At 39.1% G+C, this 22111-nt stretch carries 10 protein-coding genes; all 10 read right to left on the reverse strand.

Annotated features, from left to right (window positions below; translation table 11 throughout):
* Positions 1-22: 22 nt before the first annotated feature.
* On the reverse strand, positions 23-2326 hold the full coding sequence (locus tag AC51AA_RS04470; protein WP_500704526.1) for a GH92 family glycosyl hydrolase: 2304 nt from the start codon (positions 2324-2326) through the stop codon (positions 23-25).
* 151 nt (positions 2327-2477) lie between these two features.
* Complete coding sequence (locus AC51AA_RS04475; protein WP_500704527.1) at positions 2478-5312, reverse strand: glycoside hydrolase family 2 TIM barrel-domain containing protein; 2835 nt, start codon at positions 5310-5312, stop codon at positions 2478-2480.
* Between the two features lie 630 nt (positions 5313-5942).
* On the reverse strand, positions 5943-7679 hold the full coding sequence (locus AC51AA_RS04480; protein ID WP_500704528.1) for a discoidin domain-containing protein: 1737 nt from the start codon (positions 7677-7679) through the stop codon (positions 5943-5945).
* 47 nt (positions 7680-7726) lie between these two features.
* Positions 7727-9643: a glycoside hydrolase family 97 protein gene (locus AC51AA_RS04485; protein ID WP_500704529.1), complete on the reverse strand. Its 1917-nt coding sequence runs from the start codon at positions 9641-9643 to the stop codon at positions 7727-7729.
* Positions 9644-9650: 7 nt separating this feature from the next.
* On the reverse strand, positions 9651-11918 hold the full coding sequence (locus AC51AA_RS04490) for a DUF5703 domain-containing protein (protein WP_500704530.1): 2268 nt from the start codon (positions 11916-11918) through the stop codon (positions 9651-9653).
* 30 nt (positions 11919-11948) lie between these two features.
* The gene (locus AC51AA_RS04495; RefSeq protein ID WP_500704531.1) at positions 11949-13361 is read right to left on the reverse strand and encodes a family 43 glycosylhydrolase; all 1413 of its coding nucleotides are present in this window, start codon (positions 13359-13361) and stop codon (positions 11949-11951) included.
* A gap of 98 nt (positions 13362-13459) precedes the next feature.
* The gene (locus AC51AA_RS04500; RefSeq protein WP_500704532.1) at positions 13460-14752 is read right to left on the reverse strand and encodes a glucosidase family protein; all 1293 of its coding nucleotides are present in this window, start codon (positions 14750-14752) and stop codon (positions 13460-13462) included.
* A gap of 207 nt (positions 14753-14959) precedes the next feature.
* On the reverse strand, positions 14960-17170 hold the full coding sequence (locus AC51AA_RS04505) for a glycoside hydrolase family 95 protein (RefSeq protein WP_500704533.1): 2211 nt from the start codon (positions 17168-17170) through the stop codon (positions 14960-14962).
* Between the two features lie 43 nt (positions 17171-17213).
* Positions 17214-19148, reverse strand: coding sequence for a right-handed parallel beta-helix repeat-containing protein (locus tag AC51AA_RS04510; protein WP_500704534.1), 1935 nt, complete (start codon positions 19146-19148; stop codon positions 17214-17216).
* 57 nt (positions 19149-19205) lie between these two features.
* Positions 19206-22109 (reverse strand): beta-galactosidase GalB, encoded by a 2904-nt coding sequence (gene galB, locus AC51AA_RS04515; protein WP_500704535.1) that lies wholly within the window; start codon positions 22107-22109, stop codon positions 19206-19208.
* Positions 22110-22111: the final 2 nt, after the last annotated feature.

A 22111-nucleotide genomic window follows, 5' to 3' on the forward strand; every position in this document is an offset into this window, starting at 1 on the left:
ATCATTATTTTTTAATACTTTCTTAGTCTACTCCAAAATTTTTATTCGGGGTTGGCCCCATAAAAAGCAACAGTTTTCCACCTGATTTGATATCTTTATAATCGAGATAACATTTAGTATATCCTTTTCCATTTAACTCTGCTCGCTGTATGTAGCGATTCACCAAAGAATTGTTTTTCGCTTCGATCACAAATTTTTTCTCTGCTGCATGATTATCATCAACCCCCATACTTATTTTATCAAATACTGGACTTGTTATTTCAAAACGAGGATCCCCTGGACAAACCGGATGTATACCTGAAGCGGCCAGTACATACCAGGCCGACATTTGTCCTACATCTTCATTCCCTACCAATCCTTCCACTGAGTTGTGATAGGCACGGGCACAAATTTCACGCGTCCATTTTTGAGTAAGCCAAGGCGCTCCCAGACGGTTAAACAGAAAAGGAACGTGGTGTACGGGTTCGTTGGCGTGATTATAATAATCGTTCCACATCATGTTCTCCGGTGTTTGTTCGAAGAAGTACCTTAGGTCTTCAATCACTTTTTCTCTACCTCCCATTAATTCTGCCATCCCTTTCACATCCTGAGGCACAAACCATCCTTGCTGATAGGGATTACTTTCAACACAACCATAACCTTGAGCGGTTCTACCTTCCTTAGGCCATTGCCCCCAACTTCCATCATTATTTTTAGCTTTAAACCAATTCACTGAAGGATCAAATATATTGCGGTAATTTTGTCCCTTCTGCGCATATATTTTTTCATCTTCCGTTTTATTCATCAACTGTGCAAATCGAGACATACACCAATCTGAATAAGCATATTCCAAGGTTTCCGATATAGCGCCATTCACATAACCCTTTTCTCCATTACCCAATTTATCGACTGTTTGTTTTGACAATTGATACGCTCTATCCACATCGTAGTTTCGTATGCCTTTAACATAGGCATCCGTGATGACCGACACGGCGGGATTACCAACCATACACCCACTATAGGCATTTAAAAACTCCCATCTTTCTAAATAGTCATGCCCACTCTCATCGGCTAGAGTCACCAAAGAATTGACCATATCATTAACCACATCAGGTCGAATAATAGTCAATAGTGGAAATTGACTTCGAAAAACATCCCACCCACTAAAAACGGTTCGTTTGACAAATTTATTGGTCTGATGAATTTGTCCATCTCCTCCTGTATACTTCCCGTCCACATCAGTAAAACAACGCGGATCAATCATGGTATGATAGAGCGCAGTATAAAATATTGTTTTATCGGTAACACTACCACCTTCAACCGTCATCTTGCCCAATGCCTTATTCCATAAAGCAGTGGCGTTTTGTTGCACCTTCTTAAAATTAAAATCTTTAATTTCTGAGTTAAGATTTTTTCGAGCGCCTTCCATACTGACAAAAGAGATCCCTACTTTCAAGAGAACTTCTTCCTGCTCTTGGGTGGCAAACTCCGAAAAGAAACCAAGATGTTTACCTCTTTTTTCTTTACAGCCTTTCAGGATTTCTGCTTTGGCCACCTGATCTCTAAAAAGATCACTTTCTATGTCTTCTCTTTTTCTTTTCCAATCATCAGGAATATGGGCTGACCATACCCCATAATTCAGCAGAGGTTTACTAAACTCCGCATAAAAATAAACGGTGTAATCGGCTTTACCATCTCCATTACCCCAACCACCACCCTCCGGTGTACATTTCATCCATCCTTGTATGCTATGATCCCCCAACACTTTTACATATTGCTCGGTGGAAGTGCCACCCACTCTTCTGGCCAGATCTATCTGAATACGAGATTGCTGATGCTTTGGAAAAGTAAATTTTAAAATTCCACTGTGTGCAGCTGCTGTTGCTTCTGCACGAATATGATAATCCGTCAAGGTAGCAGCATAATAACCTGCCTTAGCTACTTCATCTTCCTTTGCATAACGAGACCGATAGCCTTCTTCGGGATGAGAAGCCCTACCCGAGGATGTTTTTAATGCGCCAACAGTCGGCATCACCAAAAAATTGCCCAAATCACCATACCAACCAATACCACTCATCTGAGTAAAGGCAAATCCTTCCAAAGTAGCATGCTCATAACTGTAACCAGGACCATTATCCCCTCCCGTAATGGTATTGGGACTGATCTGCACCAGACCAAATGGCGTTGTAGCGCCAGGAAAAGTTTTTCCCAAGCCATGAGAAGCACCAGCCTTTTTAGCCGAAGTACTAGCTCCGATAAAGGGGTTTACAAAGTCAGCAGGCTTCTTTTGCGCCTGGCCTTGGTACACTATTGAAATAAAAAAAAGAGACAGATAAATTATCTTCATATTTTTAATTTGTCATTTAACTTTTACTACTCAAGCTGCTTTTGTTTTATGGATCTAACGGCCTATTTTTTTTGAAGGGGCAATTTTACCCCTTTTTTTTATCATATAATCATCACTAATGTTAAGAAAAAAACGTGTTTTACACCAGGTTCTATTTCCCGAATAAGGTGATTTCAGAAATTCCAGCATTCCCACCTGATACTTTATTAATGGTAATTCTAAAGTATTTTACTTTCTTGCGATTAATTTCTACCGGTTTAAAATCCCAGCCAGTTGATTCACGCTCATATACAACGATCCAATTGGTACCATCTTCTGAGAGCTCTACCCTATGTCCGTATAACGAACTATCTTTCTCGAAAACAATTCTGCTCGCTTTGATATGTACGGGGTTATTAAATTTTAAAGTTACGCTCTGAGGCATAGCAGCAGTTGCTGCCATCCACCAACTACGATCATCTGCGTCGCTTACATTCGCTACCGGATAAGAGGCATGTGTACTGCTTGCTATAATACTATCTGGCGCTAATTTAGGAAGCGTTAATAATTCTCTCTCTCTAGAATTTAATTTTTGCACCACACCATCTTCTTCATTACCTAAGTACGGATTATGACTACCGTCGGCCAATAAAACACCTGTAAAGGGAATACTGTTTACAGACGCCTCACCCTCTTGCAATCCTTCACCTTTGGCTTTGATTGTAATTTTCCCTGCCTGCTTGCTAACTCTAATAAAGGCAAAACCAACTCCAGCTTCCACCACTTGATGGCTGATTCCTAGGCGCTCTATTCCTTCACCTATTAATTGCCCCTCTCCACTTACTGAAAGATCAATTGTTGCCGAAGAATTTTGTACCAACGTACCGTTCTGGTCGCAAACTTTAAAGTAAACCGGAATCATATCACTACCGTCGGCAATCGGTATAATACCATTGTCTTGAATCACTACTTCTATATGATGAGGCTTCTCAGCAGTATGCACCACATGAGTGGCAACCACTTTACCATTCACGATTCCCTCAGCTTTTAATTCACCTGCTTCATAACCATCCACTTTAAATACAAATTCAGGACTTCCTCCTTTACTCACTACATTTGGTCGTATAAGAGCGCGTTCGGTACGTGTTTGTACACCAATCAAGCGCTTATTTCTGTACAATACAACTTGATCACAATTGGAAAAAACTGTAATTTCACGAGCGGCCGTTTTCATGGCTGCGCTACTGTTATGCGAAGCAATAAAAACCATTGGCCCTGAATATAAGCCCTCTTGATTGATATTTTTATCCCTCATACTTTGCAACATATAGTAACTAAATTTTGGATAACGGTTCACGTCCACTTCTCCCGATAACATAGTATCTTCACAACATCCACGGTTATAATCATTGTAACTCCAAAGGAAGTGCCCTCCACTTCGTGGATTGGCATCAAGCATACACCAATCAAAATACCCTCTTCCTTCTAAATGCTCATAACGTGTCGTACATTGTTTTAATAATTCTTCTTCATTCTCTGCCAAACTCACACGTGGTTTTTCTCCAACACCATCTCCCCATTCACGAGAGAAAAGCGGCGCTATAGCAATCTGATCCTCCAGATAATTACTCATCACATCACCGTCTTTAGGCGAACGTCCCACTTGCTTATAAAAGACGTCATAATGTCCTAATACATCTTTATATCCAAAATAATCACCAGCGGTATACATTTGATCCCCTGGGTATTCTTGATGGGCTATATCATATAATTTTTTAGAAACTGCTCCAGCAATCGCGTCTGGATAATGGGTTTCGTTTAGTGCGGTTTCCCATAATATAATCGAAGGATGATTTCTGTCACGTCTAATCATAGAACTTCCCAACGCATACATACGATCCATAAAAGTGGGGCTCTCATTAAAGTATTGCCAACCCGGGATACATTCCACTACCAACAAACCATATTTATCGCAGGCATCCAAAAAGGCAGGGTCATTAGGATAGTGCGCTGCTCTCACTGCATTAAATCCACCTCGTTTCATATCCATTACCTCTCTCTCCTGCATCGAATTAGAAGCCGCATCACCCACATAAGCAAACGACTGATGACGGTTTGCCCCTCTTAGATATAAATGTTCACCATTTATAAAAAACCCTTCGTCTCTGGTAAATCGTATGGTGCGGATACCCACTAGCTGTTGTACTTCATCGATCACTCGATTCCCTAGCTTTACTTGTACTTTCAAACTATAACGATTAGGGTTATAAGGATGCCACAGGCGAGGATTTTTAACGCTCATTTCCGAATCTATGTAAGCACCTGAATTGGCTTGTACGATGGCTTTGGTTTCTTTTCGGCTGACAAGCTTTCCTTTCTCATCTAGTAATGAACTTACCACAACAGCCTTTTGAGCCATTGGAGACTCATTGCGTAAATGCGTCACTACTTTCACCTCTGCTTGCTTTTTACTAACTTTAGGATAGGTTACAAACACCCCTCCTGATTGAGCTCCATTACCCGATACCGGATCTGTTATATACACAGGATCTGTAATCATCAAAGAAACATCACGATAAATACCGCTATAGTAGTAAAAATCTAGATTTTTTTGTGGTTTTCCCGGTGGTGTGAAAGGATCCGGTTCTGCAGATACTCGTACCGCTAGTACGTTATCTCCACCGTAATTGATGTTGTCGGTCAAATCGGCCACAAAACCAATATAGCCACCGTGGTTCGTCGCGACCTCTTTTCCATTGAGGTAAACTTTACAAGAGGTCATGACCCCTTCAAAGGATACCCAAATTTTCTTGCCTTTATTTTTTGGTGCAATAGTAAAATGACGGCGGTACCATCCTATTCCGTTATAGATTACGTCTCCTCCACAATGTTTTCTCTCCAATTGCATAATGTGCGGAATGCTCGCTGGTATCCATTTAGATTCATCAAAACCAATTGACTCACCTCCTTTAATGTCACCTCTATAAAAGCCCCAATCAGTATTCATACCGTACTGAACTCGAGGACTATTTTGGGAATAGGTCTGCTGTGCAGCGCAAAGAGTTATTAAACAAAAAATAAAAAATGTCTTCAATTTAAACATAACCTTTTTGTAATTCTATTTATTAATTTTATGTAATCCTTAGTATTATTGGAAACTCAATACTTTGATGACGAATATGTAAATCGTTTTAGTATTGTATTCAACAGGACGATTTTTTCTCTTATTCTAGAAGCCAACTTCCTAACTAACAAGTCAATACTACTGCCAACTAAATTAAATTTTTTACCTGATCGATAAAAATACATTATTCTATAGTATTCCCTAAAATAAATAGTAAAACAACTCGTTTTCCACAAAATCGCCAACCAATATTCCAATTCATACCCTCCCTCAATAAAACCAACAAAATCAATAGTTTACTGAGTTACTTATACTTAATTTTTGACTTAAAAAACCTTACTTAAAGGTTTACGTAAATTCTCCTTAATCTCTTAATTTATCCCCTAACTTTTTGGGACTATACACTAGATAAAATTTAAATGTTCAAAAAAATATCTAGTGCTGTCTGGTTTCCTTTTTTTAAACTAAAAACAATTCCTAAAATTTTAAATTCTTTTTTATCGTTTGTCCATTCTACTTCCCTTTCGTAATTCCGCTTTCGTTAAAAGCATCCACTGTATAAACATATTGCGCATTTTTATCCAAACTCAAAATGGTTGCCGAAGTATCTGCATACACCTGATGGTTCAAATACATTTTGTCTTTAGTCAAACCATAGCGAACGATATAACCAGTGGCGTTTGGTACTTTATCCCAACTCACGGTTACTTGTTTGCGATCTGTCTCTTTCCTTTCTACTTTAATGTTGACTACACGATTGGGTAATTTGTCATTTCCTTTTCCGAAAATGCGAAAACCACTGATAGCAAACTTCCCATCAGGTGTATGGTGATTGGTTATTTTGAAATAGCGTCCTTTCACAGCCTTAGGTAATTCAAAATAATCGTGTGAGTAATCATTAACGTTATTTCTTTTGTCAACCAAAACCGTCCAATTTTTCTTGTCGTTTGAATATTCAATTACATATTGATAAGGTGTATACTCCGCTCTACCCAATAACTCGGTATCTTTATCTGCAAAATTGATTTGAATCGCACGAACGCTATAGGCTTTTTCTAAATCTAAACTTAACCATTCGTTTTTCTCCCCTGTTTTAGCGCTCCAAAAAGATCGAATATTTTCATCGACTGCATTTTGCTGATTATAACTGCCTAAAACCGATGAAGCTTCTACCTTTTTATTATACGAAAGCAGCATCCATCCCGTAAATAAATCGGTATTCCCTTTTAGATCTTTATTGGGTATGTAATGGGGATAATCCGCCAAATAGGAATTGGAATACAAATTATTCTCTTTATCAAAACCAGCTGGAATCATGTTAATTCGTCGCTCAAAGAGATGGTAAATATTCACGCCAACGGTTCCAGTATGCCAATAATTGCCATAATTATCTTGAAAAGTGTTACCGTGTCCGGCACCAAAAGCAAAACCAGTTGCTTTGTAGGCATACGGATTGTGTTTGGCTATGGTATAAGGTCCTAGGGGATGATCACCAATATAAACTGCATCGTTATATTCTTTTCCCTGTAAAGGCGAAGCATATTGAAAATAGTACTTTCCTTTGTATTTATTCACCCAAGCACCTTCCAACCAAGGATTAGGTATATCCAACAATCGATCCTCTCCTTTGTTTTCCCAACCGTATTGGTCTAGTTTTAATTTCATCATAGGCTTAATTTTACCTATAGGCTCAAAGTTATTCTTAGTATCCAATTCAATCCCATATAGAGGTAAATTATCAGCGCTACCATAATACAAATACATTTTTTTATCGTCATCCAAATACAAACAAGGATCTGTAAAACTGCTGAAACTATAGTTTCGGATATAGGTCCATTTTCCAGATTTTGGATCAGCCGTTTTATATAATTTTTGACCAGCCGCCATAAAATAAACTTCACCATTCATTACAACGGCAGTGGGTGCATATTCTTCCCAGGGCAAATCATTTGTGGTGATAAAATCCCAAGCAATCATATCTTTCGAATGCCAATACCCTCCTGATTTAGAAACAAACAAATAGTATTCTTTTTTGAACACTAATATAGTGGGATCAGCTCCTTCACGATAGGACTGAGTTCCTGAAATCCTTCCCCAATTGTCTTTTTTAATACAAAAACGGTAATTAATATTGATGGGGTTACAATACGTTGTTTGTGCATAGAAATCATTTGCTAAACCTAACGAAAGTGCTCCGATCAAGAGGAGCTTCAATCTCATTTCTTTTATTTTCGAAACTGCTATTTTCATTTTTATCTTTTAATTATTATCCCCTACAGTGGGAGTCATGCTTTGTTCTATTTCTTTTTCAAAAGCAAACAGGCACCTCCACCTGGAGCTAAATTCACTGTGATCGTTGCTGATTTAGTAACATTCTTTTTATCAACCTGAAAGGCTTCACGATTGGTCAAATAATGCGCCTCTTTACCGTCTTGCACCAAAGTCAATTCATAATTCCCTTTTGGCAAAAAGGAAAGCGGGATTGTAAGTGTTCTTGCCTCCTCATTGGTTGCTGCACCAACTAGGAACACATCATTTTGGTTCTGTCGCATCATGACGATGTACTCTCCAATTTTTCCGTCTAAAGTTTTACTCTCTTTCCACGGCATTTTTTCCTCCGAAATAAAACGAAGTAAATCTGGATACTTTTTATAAAATTCAGGAATATCTGGAATGATGGTTGCCCCTGAAAAGACAATTAATGTACGAGCCGCTTCAGAAACTACTGTCGACGGAACTTCTTGACTATTATCAACCCTAGTGGTTTTCCCTTGACGAAGATCGAACATCCCGTTATTCATATCAATTGGACCTGCTAGCATATTAACAAAAACGGTAGTCACAAAAGTTTTGGGTTCAAAAACATGATGTCCATCCAACTGAGCGAAACAGAATTCTCTGGTTACAGCATTGGGCCAGGTTCTCATTTGTCCATAAGGATGAACAGGTCCATCATGGAAATCAACTAGTAGATGGTTCTTAGCGCACAACGCCGTAATCTTTTGTGTCCAAATGTTCTTCTCTTTGGGTGATCCTTGCATAAAACCATATTTAACTCCGGAAGCTCCCCATTCTCCATATTGTCTCAAGGTTTGCTCAATGTCATACTTCTTTCCCCCCACATCATTAAGATACACCCAAACCCCAACATTCTTTGACTTTCCATATGCAATTATTTTTTTTACATCTGTAGCCTTATCTCCTTTTGTCGGATCCGAATTTGCTCCAAATTCTGGACCGTACCAATTGGCGTCTAAAACCAAATGTTTAAGCCCTTCAGCCGAGGCAAAGTCAATCATCTTAACCCATGAAGGATAGGACATTTCATATTTAAAATCCCCAGCTATGGCACCATCAATGCGCCAATCCCATACGGCTACTCCAGGTTTTACCCACGAAAAATCGTAGTCGGATGAAGGATCTGGATTTAATAATTCGATCAAGTGTGAATCCACCAAAGCCCCAGGGGTTCTACCAAAAAGGATTACTCGCCATCCTGATACATACTCCCCATCCACCTCATCTGAGGCCGGTGCAACCGAGAAAATATTTGTTCCTTTTTGGGTAGTTAAAACCAAGGGTGTACCCCTGATGAGCTCTGCTTCGTGTAAGGCCATATAATGATTTTTATCAGCCTCAACAGTCATCACTGGTAGGTAATTTCCTTGACAATCTGATATTTTTTTCGGCCCTATATTATGATTCTCACCATTGTAAAACCATGAGGTATAGTCTCCATTGAAATGGTAAGTAGTCATTTCTGAAACCGTTTTTACATTCTTGTCAGTAAAAACGTAACGAAAAGCCATTCCTTCATCATACAATCTGAAGATAATTTTTAAGTTGGAAGCCGAATTGTCTTTCCCTAAGAATAAGGTCATTTCATCAAATTTGTCGGCAACTATAGCACGTTTCCCCCAGACAGGTTTCCAAATAGTATTGATTTTTCGGTTTTCAACCTTATGGATCATCCAGCCTTTTGAGGAGGCCTTTCCATCAAAATTTAAGCCTATCTCTGATGGTTTAAGCAGTATTTTTCCATCAGCAGTAAACCAATACGTCAATCCCTTTGTTGGGGATTCTGATACATTTATTTTTAACTTTTTACTAGGTGACATCAAGACATAACTTTTCTGTGCATAGTTTGATCCGCTAAGCAACATAAAAAAGCAACACACTAAAAAAGACATTTTTACAAGGATATTTTTTTTCATTCTAAACTTATTTACATTCTCTAATTACGATATCTTTTAGTCGGGACTTTGGGAATACTTTTAAATCTTTAATAATCCCTTCCTCAACCCGACCTTCCACGGTGGTATTTTTTGGAGCGTTCAATTTAAACTTTACATTCCAACTTTTACTCCAAGCTGGCAGCAGTACAATTTTATCTCCTTCACACTGCATGATCATAAACTGTAAAGCAGTCATCATATTGGTAGCATGGCATTGCTCAGGAGTCCAATCGTAATTGGGACCAAAAAAACCAGGAAAGCGATAATTCTTAGCTGTATTTCTAGCTCTTTCACCAACCATCTTTTGTGCCTGGTCACTTAAACCTAATACAGCCGCCTGAATTACATTTTGCTGCCATCCATAATCTTCTGGATGCTGACGTTTTACCCACGTATTGCGTCCTATTTCCAATGTTTTATCATCCGAAAGACAACTATAGGCGCGATAAGGAAATATTGGATAGAGTTCAGGATTCTCGGAATTGGCTAGATTTGAAAATTTTTCTGCGGGTAATAAACGCGTTGCTCCGTTTTCTGTTATCATGGGTACAGCAGGTAAATCATTCATTGTTTTAAGCCACTGCTTTTTCTGTTTTGCGTTTTGTGTTAAAGGCAATAAGCGATTTCCAATAGAGCGGATACCCACAATTTCAGGAATGGGATTAACAGCAGAATGCCAGGTTTCTAATGATTGGGCAGGATCAAAAAGAATTTTTCCATCGCTTCCCCTTTTCCAATGCTGATCAAAAAATGTCATGATTTCGGCGGCGAAGGGTAAAAGCGTCTTGGAGAGAAAATCTTTATTTTGAGTAGCATCATAATAGTCCAACATCATAGCTACCACTTCTATGCCTCCTTGCCAGTAATATCGTATATACGTATTATCCGTTAGGCCATCAGGTTTTCCTTTTCGGTCAAAACCATAATTTACATCGGTGTAATTACCCCAAAAATACATCGTCTCTGGAAAGAAAGCTCCTTGGTGTCCATAATAGTTTTTCGTAGCTGCTTTCCTCAATGCAAGCGCTTTACTATACATCTCAAAAACGGGAAGCATCATCTCATAGTCACCACTAGCTAACATGGGCCAATACGCCAAGCGTGTGTTTTGCCACCAGTAAGCACCACCCCATGCCCTATAATCAGGATCGAGTCCTTCAACCGTAAATAGGGATCCATTGAACTTGATGGGTAGGTTACCTCTTCCTGCACAAGCCGTTACAAAACGCTGTAAATTGTATGCCCTAGAAACCTCAAAAGCCGTTTTATCAGTAGAAGCAGTTACTTCCATTTGATTCCTATTCCAGAAAATATGCCACCAATTTTGATGTTGTTCATAACGCTGGTCTGAAGTCATTTTAATCGTATTGGCTATCTTCTCAGTAGCCTTCAACCAATCCTGAATATTTTCGGATTGATTGGTCACTGCATAAATTTGAACGCTAAAAGAGGATGACGCTTTTTGGGATTCTAACTCCGTATTTGAAACAGCTTTCATCTTGTCTGCTCTGATTATCGCTCCAAAATTACGGTTCAAAATCGGATCAGTCCCCTTTGCAATTTCGCTCCCCAAACCTGTTAGTTTTAGGTTCCGTTCCCATTGCGATTCGACATTATGATGACACCACGCCAATTGTCCCTCTTTGAATGGAAAAAAGACATCCGCATTCACCCGAATTTTATCGGTTTGATTCCCATAGGCTGATTTTATTTCATTTAAATCTCCTATTGTATTTAGTTCACGATTCTTAGTTCTCCAGTTCTCCACCATTACTGTAGCCTTTATGGGCTTATCGCTCTGACAATCCACTTGAACTACTGGATGATTGGCATCCACCCAAATGCGCAGTTTAGATGTAGCTGTTTTGATTTCGATCACCCCGTCAGCAAGATTTAACCTTTGCGAAAACAACTGACCTTCAGTAAAAATGGAAGGAGTCGTTTTGATACGAATACGTCCAATTTTTAATAAACGATTAAATTCATCAAAGGAATCCGATTTCCCCAGCAACAATAACAAATCTCCATTGGGTTCCACCCACACATTGGTTCCAATATCTCCATTTCCTAAAGGCATAGAACCCATTGCATTTTTACTTGGTGAATCCCAGCTAACCTCATATTGACTAACATTCCACCCTACCTCCTTTTGAGAATGATGAGCTGAATTAGATTTTCTTTCCTTTATACTTTGTCCTATTATTGTACAGCTACTGTACAATAGGATGCTTAAAAACAGTCTTCTTTTATTCATATTAGAAATCTTAACTTTTTTAGGCTACTATTAGTTAAAAATAAACCACTCTAAATTGCACAAGGTGGTTGTTTTTTCTGCTTCGTTTGTGTTTTTAAAAACCAAAACTATGGCATGTTTACCACTGATACTCTTAATCTTTGAAGAATGAATGGAATAAGCTACACTGTCTTTCATCTCTTTCATTTCACAAGTACCTATTAGCTCACCGTCTGCTTTATCCAAACGGATTTCAATAATTCCTGCTGCATTATTTCCCCAGGTTTTACAACTAAAAGAGCTTGCTTTTTTAGTGGAAAAATCAAAATATTTCCAGGTTGCTGTATCACCATTTCGAATATCAGCCAAGTATTCTACCACTAGATCATTGGCCGGTCGGCGGTCTGTTACGTATACATTTCCAGACATTAAGCAGGCACGAGCAGCATCCATTCTCAAGGTTGGATCAATCACACTGCCAATTCCTTGTGTAGTCATTTCCACTTCGTCGATTGTACCATCAGCATTAAAAGTAATGGGTTCCACACAAGCTTTGCGCATCGTAGCCATTCCGTGGGTCGGTCGGTGATAAAATACATACCATTTTCCGTTGATTTCGGTTATACAACCGTGATTATTTACAAGGTTTTTTCCACTTCCAAAATTGTCAATAATCACACCTTTGTAGGTGTACGGCCCTAATGGATTTCTACTTGTTGCATACGATAATGTTGGACAGGCAGCCTCACCATGTCTTTGATGGCTTGGATAAACGAAGTAGTAAATCCCATTTCGCTTTCGAACGGAACTCCCTTCATTAAAAAAATGTTTATCATAAGTAACCAAATTTTTGTGAATCTCTCCTTCAATAGCTGTCATATCTTTATTCAATCTTGCACCATTTGCATTGGCTTGCCCCCAAAACAAGTAGCCTTGACCATCATCATCAATAAAAACGGACGGATCAATTCCAAAAGCACCTTTGATTTTTTTTCCCTCTTTGAAAGGTCCATAAGGTGAATCTGAAGTGGCAACCCCTTCGATCTCATCCTCATTTCCACCATCTAAACAATAGTACAGGTAATATTTCCCATCCTTGTAAATACAATCCGGTGCATACAAAAATTTGCTTGTATAATCTGTTTGCTTACCTAATCCTTGTGTGGCAAATGAATTTTGATCGACTTCCCAATTAATCAAATTAGAAGAAGAAAGTACATTGTACGAATGCGAACACCACCCGCTTCCCAATTCATCTCGAGAACCATATATATACACTCTCCCATCTGGCATTTGTCGAGCTTCTGGATCCGCGATATATACTCCAGGTGGACAAATTGGATTTAAAATTCGAGCTGATAGCCCTTTATCTAAAACTGCCACTTTCTTTTTTTTAGTGTTTTGCGCTTGCCCACTGAGCACCGTAAACACTAAGCCTAATAACAAAAAATTAATCTTCCTCATCCTTAATTTTGTCTGTTCAAACTTGCCAAAGCAAAGCTTTTAAATTCGAAATATTGGTTACCCTTTTTATCTTTATGCTTCTTATGCCTATCACTACCTTACTTGTTGAGTTTCTCAAACATAGTAATGGCGGTATATAGTACTCCTGCTTCTCCTCTAAAAGTTCCAGATCCTCTTGGTTTATTATCTACAGAATACCATTCGTAGAAACCATTATTATCCTTCACTCTTTTGACCATAGGCAACATTTGTTCATAGGCCTCTTGTACAAAACCGTATTTAATTAACTGCTGAATCATACGTGCTCCAAACCAAGTCCAATCCCCTCCATTTTGATAGGTGTACATTGGATTCATTTCTTTGCTTACAAAATAACCATTGGGATAAGGCGGATACAAAGTCAATCCTATGGATCCAGCTCCCGCTTCTTTGACCCTTTTAATCATTTCATCTATAGATACTTTTACTTCTTTCTTGCTTAATAATCCTGCTTCAATAGCAATGGCCGTTCCTCCGAAATAATAAATACTATTTTCATCAAAACTAGCAGGGAAAGGAGAATCTTTAAGATAAATATGAGGGATAAATTTTTGTGCTTTTGCGTCCCACAAATGTTTTCTCACATTTTGGGCTATTTGTTTTTTAATTGGATTCCATTTTTTTTGAGTTGTTGGAATGATTTCCACTAGATTATTCAAGGCAATGACAAACATGGCATTATCGTAGATGTCAATTGCCATATGAGTATTGTGATCTAATTTAACACCCCATCCATGCTCGGGCTGTATGTCTCCCCAGTCTGCAGTAGTGGCACCTGTAATCAATCCATATTGAGAATTAAACCTATTTTTCATGAGGAAATCCATAGCCCATTCCAATCGTTCTGCCACCGTTTTATCCCCCACTTTCTCAGTCAAAATGGTTGTATCGTCTGTTAGTTTTATGTATTTATAAACCGCCTGTACCAAAGAACTCTCTTGATCTGTTTCCACGGTGTTTTTATGAGCGGCATATCGCGTTTCTAATTTGGAATAGGAAAACTCATAAGCTACTTCACCTGCTTTTTCTTTAGGAGTAAAGCCATCGATAATGTTTCCATCTTCTCCTTGCATTCTACAAAAAACCAATAGGTTTTCTTTCAAAACTTCTTTGGAATTAACGTGAGCGGCCAATTCAATAAAAGTATTGTAATCTCGAATCCAAACCTCACTGTAGCCATCTCCTGCATTGAATCCGGTTTTCATTACCGCTGTGGCCTTGGCTTTTACAAAGGAAAAATACATTTCATTTTTTGCTTTGGCCGACTCTAGTTTTGCAGCAGCATTTTTTATTTGTGCATTGCTTGAACAAGCAAACATTATTCCCAATAGGGAGGCTTGATATTTATTCATCTTTTAGTCCTTTTGTTAGTTAATAGCCATAACTATTTCGAAATAATTATGAGATCACTTCTGGTTCAGAAGCTGAATCGGTTGGTTAATTCCTTTTCTTGTTGAAACTGAAAATTCAATATAGGATATGCTCATAAAGCCTTAATCATTCACTCGAATGATTAAGGCAAAATATAAAAAACAGTCTTATGGTAATTCTTCGGCCTTTTATTTAATTACCGATGTAATGGTTTTGATTTCTCCATTTACCTTTACTTTTACTTGGGTTGGATTTGCAGAACTTACTTTGTAAGAAGTTACTTTGCCATCACGCCATTTACAATCCACTGTAAAACCGCCACGCGCTTTTAATCCTGAAAAAGACCCCTCTGTAGCCATACTTTTAGAAATGGCTGGTAACAGTTGTATTTCACCAGCATGACTCTGCAATAACATTTCTGCAATGGCACCGCTGATGCCTAAATTTCCATCTATTTGAAAAGGCGGATGAGTAGTGAACAAATTGGACATTGTATTATACGTCAGTAATCCTCTTATCATCATACCTGCTTTCTCTCCTTCACCCAGTCTTGCCCATAAGGCACAACGCCAAGGCCATGTCCAAGAACGTCGACTGTCCCCAACAGTTGATTCTACCGTGAAGGGAGTGTTTTCATTTTTTCCGTAATTACCACTTCTACTGCGTAAGGATATAGTAGCTGCCTTAGCAAATTCAGGTGTTTTGTTTACACTAATTTGACGGCCTGGATAAACAGCAAACAAATGTGAGGTATGACGATGTTGATCATCTGCATCATCCCTGTCTGTTTGCCATTCTTGCAACTGTCCCCACTTACCAATTTTGTTCGGAGCAAGCTGCGTTTGCATTTGAGCCACTCTTGTTTGATATTCATTGTCGATGTTCAGTGCTTTGGCAGCTTCTAGGTAATTCTCAAAAAGATCCCAAACCAATTGCTGATCGTGCATTACGCCATCTTCTCTTGGACCATGCTCAGGTGACCAACCATCTGGAACCATTAGGCTACCATCAGGCATTTTCTTTAAACGATCTTCCCAATATTGACATAATTCTTTCAAAATAGGATAGGCTGTTTTTTCTAGATAGGATTTGTCCTTTGTAAAAGCCCAGTGTTCAAATACGTGCTGTGCATACCAGGCATTAGCAGGGATGTTCCATTCCCAACCATTCCCACCAAAAATACTTTGGCTGGTGCGTGCGGTCCATCCTCGTGTTTTATCTCCAAAGGCTTTACGAGTGGCAATGCGACAAGGTTCCTGTGCAGCCACAATAAAATCAATTAACGGAAGCTGACACTCAGATAAATTAGTCGACTCTGCAGCCCAATAGTTCATTTGAATATTGATATTGTTGTGATAATCACTAGCCCAAGCTGGTGAATTGCTATTGTTCCATAAGCCTTGTAAATTAGCTGGTAAACCTCCAGGTCGTGAAGAACTCACTAGTAAATAACGACCATATTGAAAGATGGTTTCTTCAAGATCTGGATCAATACCTCCTGCTGCATATTTTTTCAAACGAATATCGGTAGGCAATGTCAACAGTGCTGCGCTTGTTTTCCCTATATCCATTTTTGCAGCACCCGTAAGTCTCGTAATATCTTTGGTATGTCTTTCTAACAATTTTGCATAACCCAATTTTTGAGCAGTCGCCACTTCTTTTTCAATTTGTGGCATAGGATCTGCACCTCGCCAACCTGCAGTGTAATCGGGTTTGTAATTAGTTCGCGCATCTACCATTAAAATCAGCGTATTACAATTGCTAAATACTAGGTTATTGCCTTCTACATGAGATTCACCGCCTTCTTTTACGAGTCGCAACTTTGCCGCATATCTTAAGTGATTGGGCATCTCTCCAATAAAACTTACGCCATTTGCATCGGCTACACTAATAGCGCCCTGTGCTGATTCCAGCGAAATTTTCCCCGAGAAAGCACCCTTTTTACTTGCGGTATACTTGAAAACCATGACCTGATCTGGATGAGAAGCAAAGGCTTCACGAGTAAACTTTGTACCATTTATTTCAAAAGAGGTAGTATGAATTCCAGTGGTGATATTCAATGAACGTTGGTAGGCTTTTGCTTCATCACTATGATTAAAGCTTAGTACAAACTCGCCAAAGTTTCGGTAACTACCAAAACCATGATCACCTGTTTCATATCCTCCATCCCAATTGTTATCACCGCTCCAAAGACTTTGTTCGTTGAACTGAATATGCTCGGTTTTAACATTGCCAAACAACATAGCTCCTATTCTACCATTACCAATAGGTAAAGCTTCTGCATCCCATTTTTTTGCCGCTTGCGTATACCACAGTTTTAATGGTGGGTTTTCGATTGCTTGCGAACTACTCGTGATCAAGACCATCAGGCTAACGAGTATCAATTTCCTCTTTATCATTTCTGTTTTTTTGTAGATTATTTCGTGCACAATTTACATTAATTTACCACACTCTTATTTTTTGCCTACCAGTTTTCACGATCTCTAATGGACCTGGTGAAGGATTTTTTACATTGCGTTTCTTTCCTAAATAATCGGTATCAATTTTTAAGGGCGAACCGTCCACATTTTCAAAAGCTAGGTTAGGAATAATCGCTTTGGTCAAAGATCCTGTACTCACCAGATTTCTCTTTTGCTTACTTAACCAATCTTTATCCATCGTAATTTCCAAATACATTTTATCCCCTTCCGAAATCAACTTAGCCCCCGTATCAAAAGTTTCATTGGTTATGAAATTCTTTTCCACTGCTTCTGTGTCTGGTACATTTTTCAACTTTTCTTTGGCCTCAGCACTGATCTCACCAAAACTTCTTTGTTTATTTCCTGCCACTGCTCTTACGGCTCCTTTTGTATAGACATTACCATCAAAAACTACCGGCAAAATATTTTTCTTATACTGGCTAGCATTCCCTCCATCTACAAACAAATTGTTTACGAATTGAATATCCCCAGCTGGGTTGTCGTGCAAGGCTTCAACATTGGTATCATGCGCTTTATGGTAAGGAGTTAAACGGCTGTCGTAGGATACTACATCCATTTTTCCTCCAAAAATATTGTGGACAAAAGCCGCTCCACTTGAATTCATCAGCAAACTTGTTTTCGATAGCAAGATATTATTGCTCACTAACATTGGGCCATGATCTACCTCTAGAAAAATATCCAAGCCATTATCGTGCATCACATTGCTTTTTACTTGTACCCCTTGAGCCATCCAATCGAGCCAAATCCCCATATTAGTTTTGTAAATATGATTATTGTTGATCTGAACATCTACAGCTCCATGGAATTTAATACCGGCCATTTCAGCCCCATCAAACAATCTTCTGACGTGAATATCGTGAATGGTATTCCCCTCAATGGTGCTATAGGCACAGCCCATGCTTCCCACTATACCCGTTTGTTCACAATACGCAATGGTGTTATTACGCACTTGGTGTCCACCAATACTTCCTTTGTTCCATCCAAACTTTAAAGCTCTATTGATTGTTCCCACATAACCTTCTGCCGACTCGGTATCTTTATTATCAAAAGCATCTCCGTATTTTCCCAAGGCAATCCCTACACATTTGGAATATAGTATCGTATTGTTTTCAATCACCCAACCTTTACTCCAATTGGTTCCAATAAGTCCCATTTGTTCTGCTGTTGGTGGTGCCCAATTGGTAGCGGCTTGCTGCATCACAAAACCACGAACTGTTACAAAATTAGTAAAGGGCTTTTCAGGATAAAACACTTTTTGACGCACATTGATTTCTACTGTTTCATTATTAGGATCTTTATCTTTAAACTGGGCCCATATCGTGGTAGTATTACCGTCTACTTCTGCCCACCAAAGTGTATTTTTTGCATCGGCGGCTTTCATAACAGGTTCTTTGGTCAATCCTTCCATCAACCAATCTCCGTTGAGGTATACAGCTCCAGTATGATAAGTGCTCCCTTTAGGTCCCCAATACCAATCTCCACGGATCAAGTCACTATACGGATTAAATTGTCCAAAAAAACTATTGGGTATTTTCACCATCCAAGTATCATTGGCTTGTTTTACCCATCCTTTAATAATTTCCGAACCCTTGATCTCTACTTTCTCTCCTTTGGCTGCTTGATAAACAATTCGCTCATTATCGGAATTCCCCCCGCGTGGTGGTGTAATTTGTTCACGATAAATACCCGCATGAACAGTAACTACGTCACCTGGCATAGCCAACTTAGCCGCTGCTCCTATCGTTTTTAGCGGTTTTGAAATTGATCCTACATTCTTATCGTCCCCATTAACGGAAACGTGATACTCTTGATGAATTACTTCTAAGGCGGAAAATTTGTCTTTTGCAAAAACAGCAAGACTACATAAAACAACTGCTGCAATGATTATTTTTTTCATACTTTTTTTATCGTTATTAATAGCTACTTTTTTTAGCAATTCCCACAGAGACTCTTCTTATTTTACCTTGATTTCGATTTCTCCGTCCTCTAATCCTTTGGACTCCACCTTTAAAATTATTTTGCCATTTTTAGCTGATTTTGCTTTTACAATCGCCAACATCAATCCACTGAAAGCTGGACGTGTTGGGCTAGGAAAGGCAATCAGACTAGTTGCATCACCATTATCTGTGGCGACGATTTCGCCTTGGCCTTTTACTTTGCAATGGATTAGGTTAGTAGCATCGGGTACTAGATTACCCTGGGCATCTGCCACCATAATCTTGATAAAAGCAAATTCATTTTTGCTAAAATCGATACTTTCTTTTTCTATGCTTAAAACCAATTTGGCTGCTTTTCCTGAAGTTTTCACAAAGGATGTTGCCCAATCTTCTCCGTTTTTATACGTCACAACTTTCAATTCCCCAGGTTCGTACACCACATCATTCCATCTCAAACGGTATTCACCTGCTTTTCTTTGGATTCTTCCCTGTGATTTCCCATTCAAAAACAACTCCGCTTCATCCCCAGTGGTATACACTAAAACAGGAGTCACTTTACCGATGCGTTCTGGAAAATTCCAATGAGGCAGTATATGAGCCATTTTTAAATCCGGTCTCCAACGCGATTGATACAAATAGTATCGGTCTTTTGGAAATCCAGCCAAATCTACCATCCCAAAATAGCTGCTTCTTGAAGGCGGACGATTGGTCTCTATTTTTTTTAATTTTTCTTTCTCCATTTCTAAAGCTTCCTTGTCAAGACCAGAGAAGTTTAGCAAAAGTGTAGCATCACTATTAAAAGGGGTTGGTTCTCCTAAATAGTCAATGCCGGTCCAGACAAATTCACCTGCAATAGCAGGATATTTATCAAGAGCAGCAAATTCTTGGTCGGGCAATGAACCCCAGCCTGGTGCTGAAGCATCATAAGAAGACACTTGAAAAGCTTGGTCGAAATAGATTCCTCTCGAACTCATCGTTGAGCTAGTTTCACTTCCGTAGCCTCCCAAATTCTCATGACCTTTAAAATTCAAAAACTTACCATATAAATCTGGCCCTCCATAAGCATCTCCCGAGGCGTAATTCATTCCATGCACATCCACGTTGAGCTCTACTCCACTAAAAGCAGTTTCTTTTGGTAAAGAAATACCACAACTAGCAGGTCTGGTCGTATCGTATTTGTGAATGATATCACGCATCTGGGCAAAGAGCTGAAATTTCTCTGGAAGATGTTGTTCTGGGATTTCGTTTCCAGAACTCCATAAAATCACCGAAGGATGATTACGGTCTCTTTTGATTAAATCTCCTAAATCCTTCTCGTGCCATTTTTCAAACCAGCGTGAATAATCATTTTTACTATTGTTGTCTTTTGAAATCATAAAACAATCAAAGGCTTCATCCATAACCAAAAATCCCATTTTGTCCGCCAAGGTTAATAAACCTGGCGCTGGAGGATTGTGAGCTGTACGAATGGCATTGGTCCCCATTTCTTTCAAAATAGTCAATTGCCTTTCTAGAGCGGACATATTGAAAGCCGATCCTAAAGCCCCCAAATCATGATGGTTACAAGTTCCGTTAAGTTGTACGCGTTTACCGTTTAATAAAAAGCCATTGTCGTGCGTGAATTTGATAGTTCTAATACCAAAGGGTGTATCGTTTACATCAACTAAGTTCCCGTTGCTGTATACTGATACTCTAGCCAAATACCGATTGGTTTGTTCTAAACTCCATAATTTAGGTTTGTCCACCAGCAGATTTACAATGACTTCATCGCTTTGATTGGCTTCTACAATTTGTAATTGTTTTGGGATACTGGCTACTTTTTTGCCAGCAATATCATTTTGGTCCAATTCAAAGATGTCCACACTATAACCCGCTGTTGTTTTTCTGGAAACATTGTTTTCTAAAGTTACCGCCACACTTACCGTAGCCGTTTGTGCTGAAATCTTCGGAGTGGTTACAAAAGTACCCCACTGCGCCACATGGACTGGGTTGACCTTCAACAAACGAACGTCTCTATAAATTCCAGCTCCTGGATACCAACGTGAACCCAATTGTTCAGTATTGAGTCGAACGGCTACTACATTCTCTTTTCCGTAGGCAATAAAAGGCGTTAAATCCACACGGAACGAGCTATAACCATAAGGTCGCTCTCCCGCCTTTTTCCCATTTATATAAACCTCAGCATTAGCCATCGCTCCATCAAAATCCAGATAAAACTGTTTCCCTTTTTCCCAAGTAGTTGTCATGAAATGTTTGCGGTACCATCCTATTCCTCTCCAAGGGAGTTTACCCGTATTCCCATCCAAATCCATTCGAAAAGGACCTTCAATTCCCCAATCATGAGGCAAACTGAGCTTACGCCAATAGATATCCGAGAAAGAAAGTGATGAAGGTGAAACCGAATTCTTTATGAGTTCATTTTTTAGAAGCACACCACTTTCGTTAAACAATTCAATTTCGTTAATTTTAAGTGGCTCATCCTTTGGTTCCTTGCTGTAGGTGATTTTGACAAAACGATAATTACCGGGCAATTTTCCCCAGGTCTTCTGATCATTACTGCCCTCCACTAAGGCCAATTTAGAATCGATATTTGAAATCGTATTGACTTTTTGAATCAAAGTGGACACCAACGCGTCCACTATGATCCAAGGCTTTTTATCTGAGTAAGCAGGAAGCCAGTGCGTCTTTTCATCGCCATCCATAGCCAAATAAGGTGAATAAGCAAATCCGAGTTCCTCACTAGAAGATGAAAATTTAAATTTTCTCAAGCCGGGTCCAGGTTCGGGAATTCTCGAACCGTCAGCCTGCATGCCATAACGTGCAAATAACCAATCGTTATTAAAATTTTCTACTGACCGCTGTTGCTGGCCAAAAGAATAATGCAAACAAAAAATGGCCACCAAGCCTAAGTATTTCTTCATTC

The sequence above is a fragment of the Flavobacterium sp. OHVDL-2026-0007 genome (genome assembly GCF_059882335.1).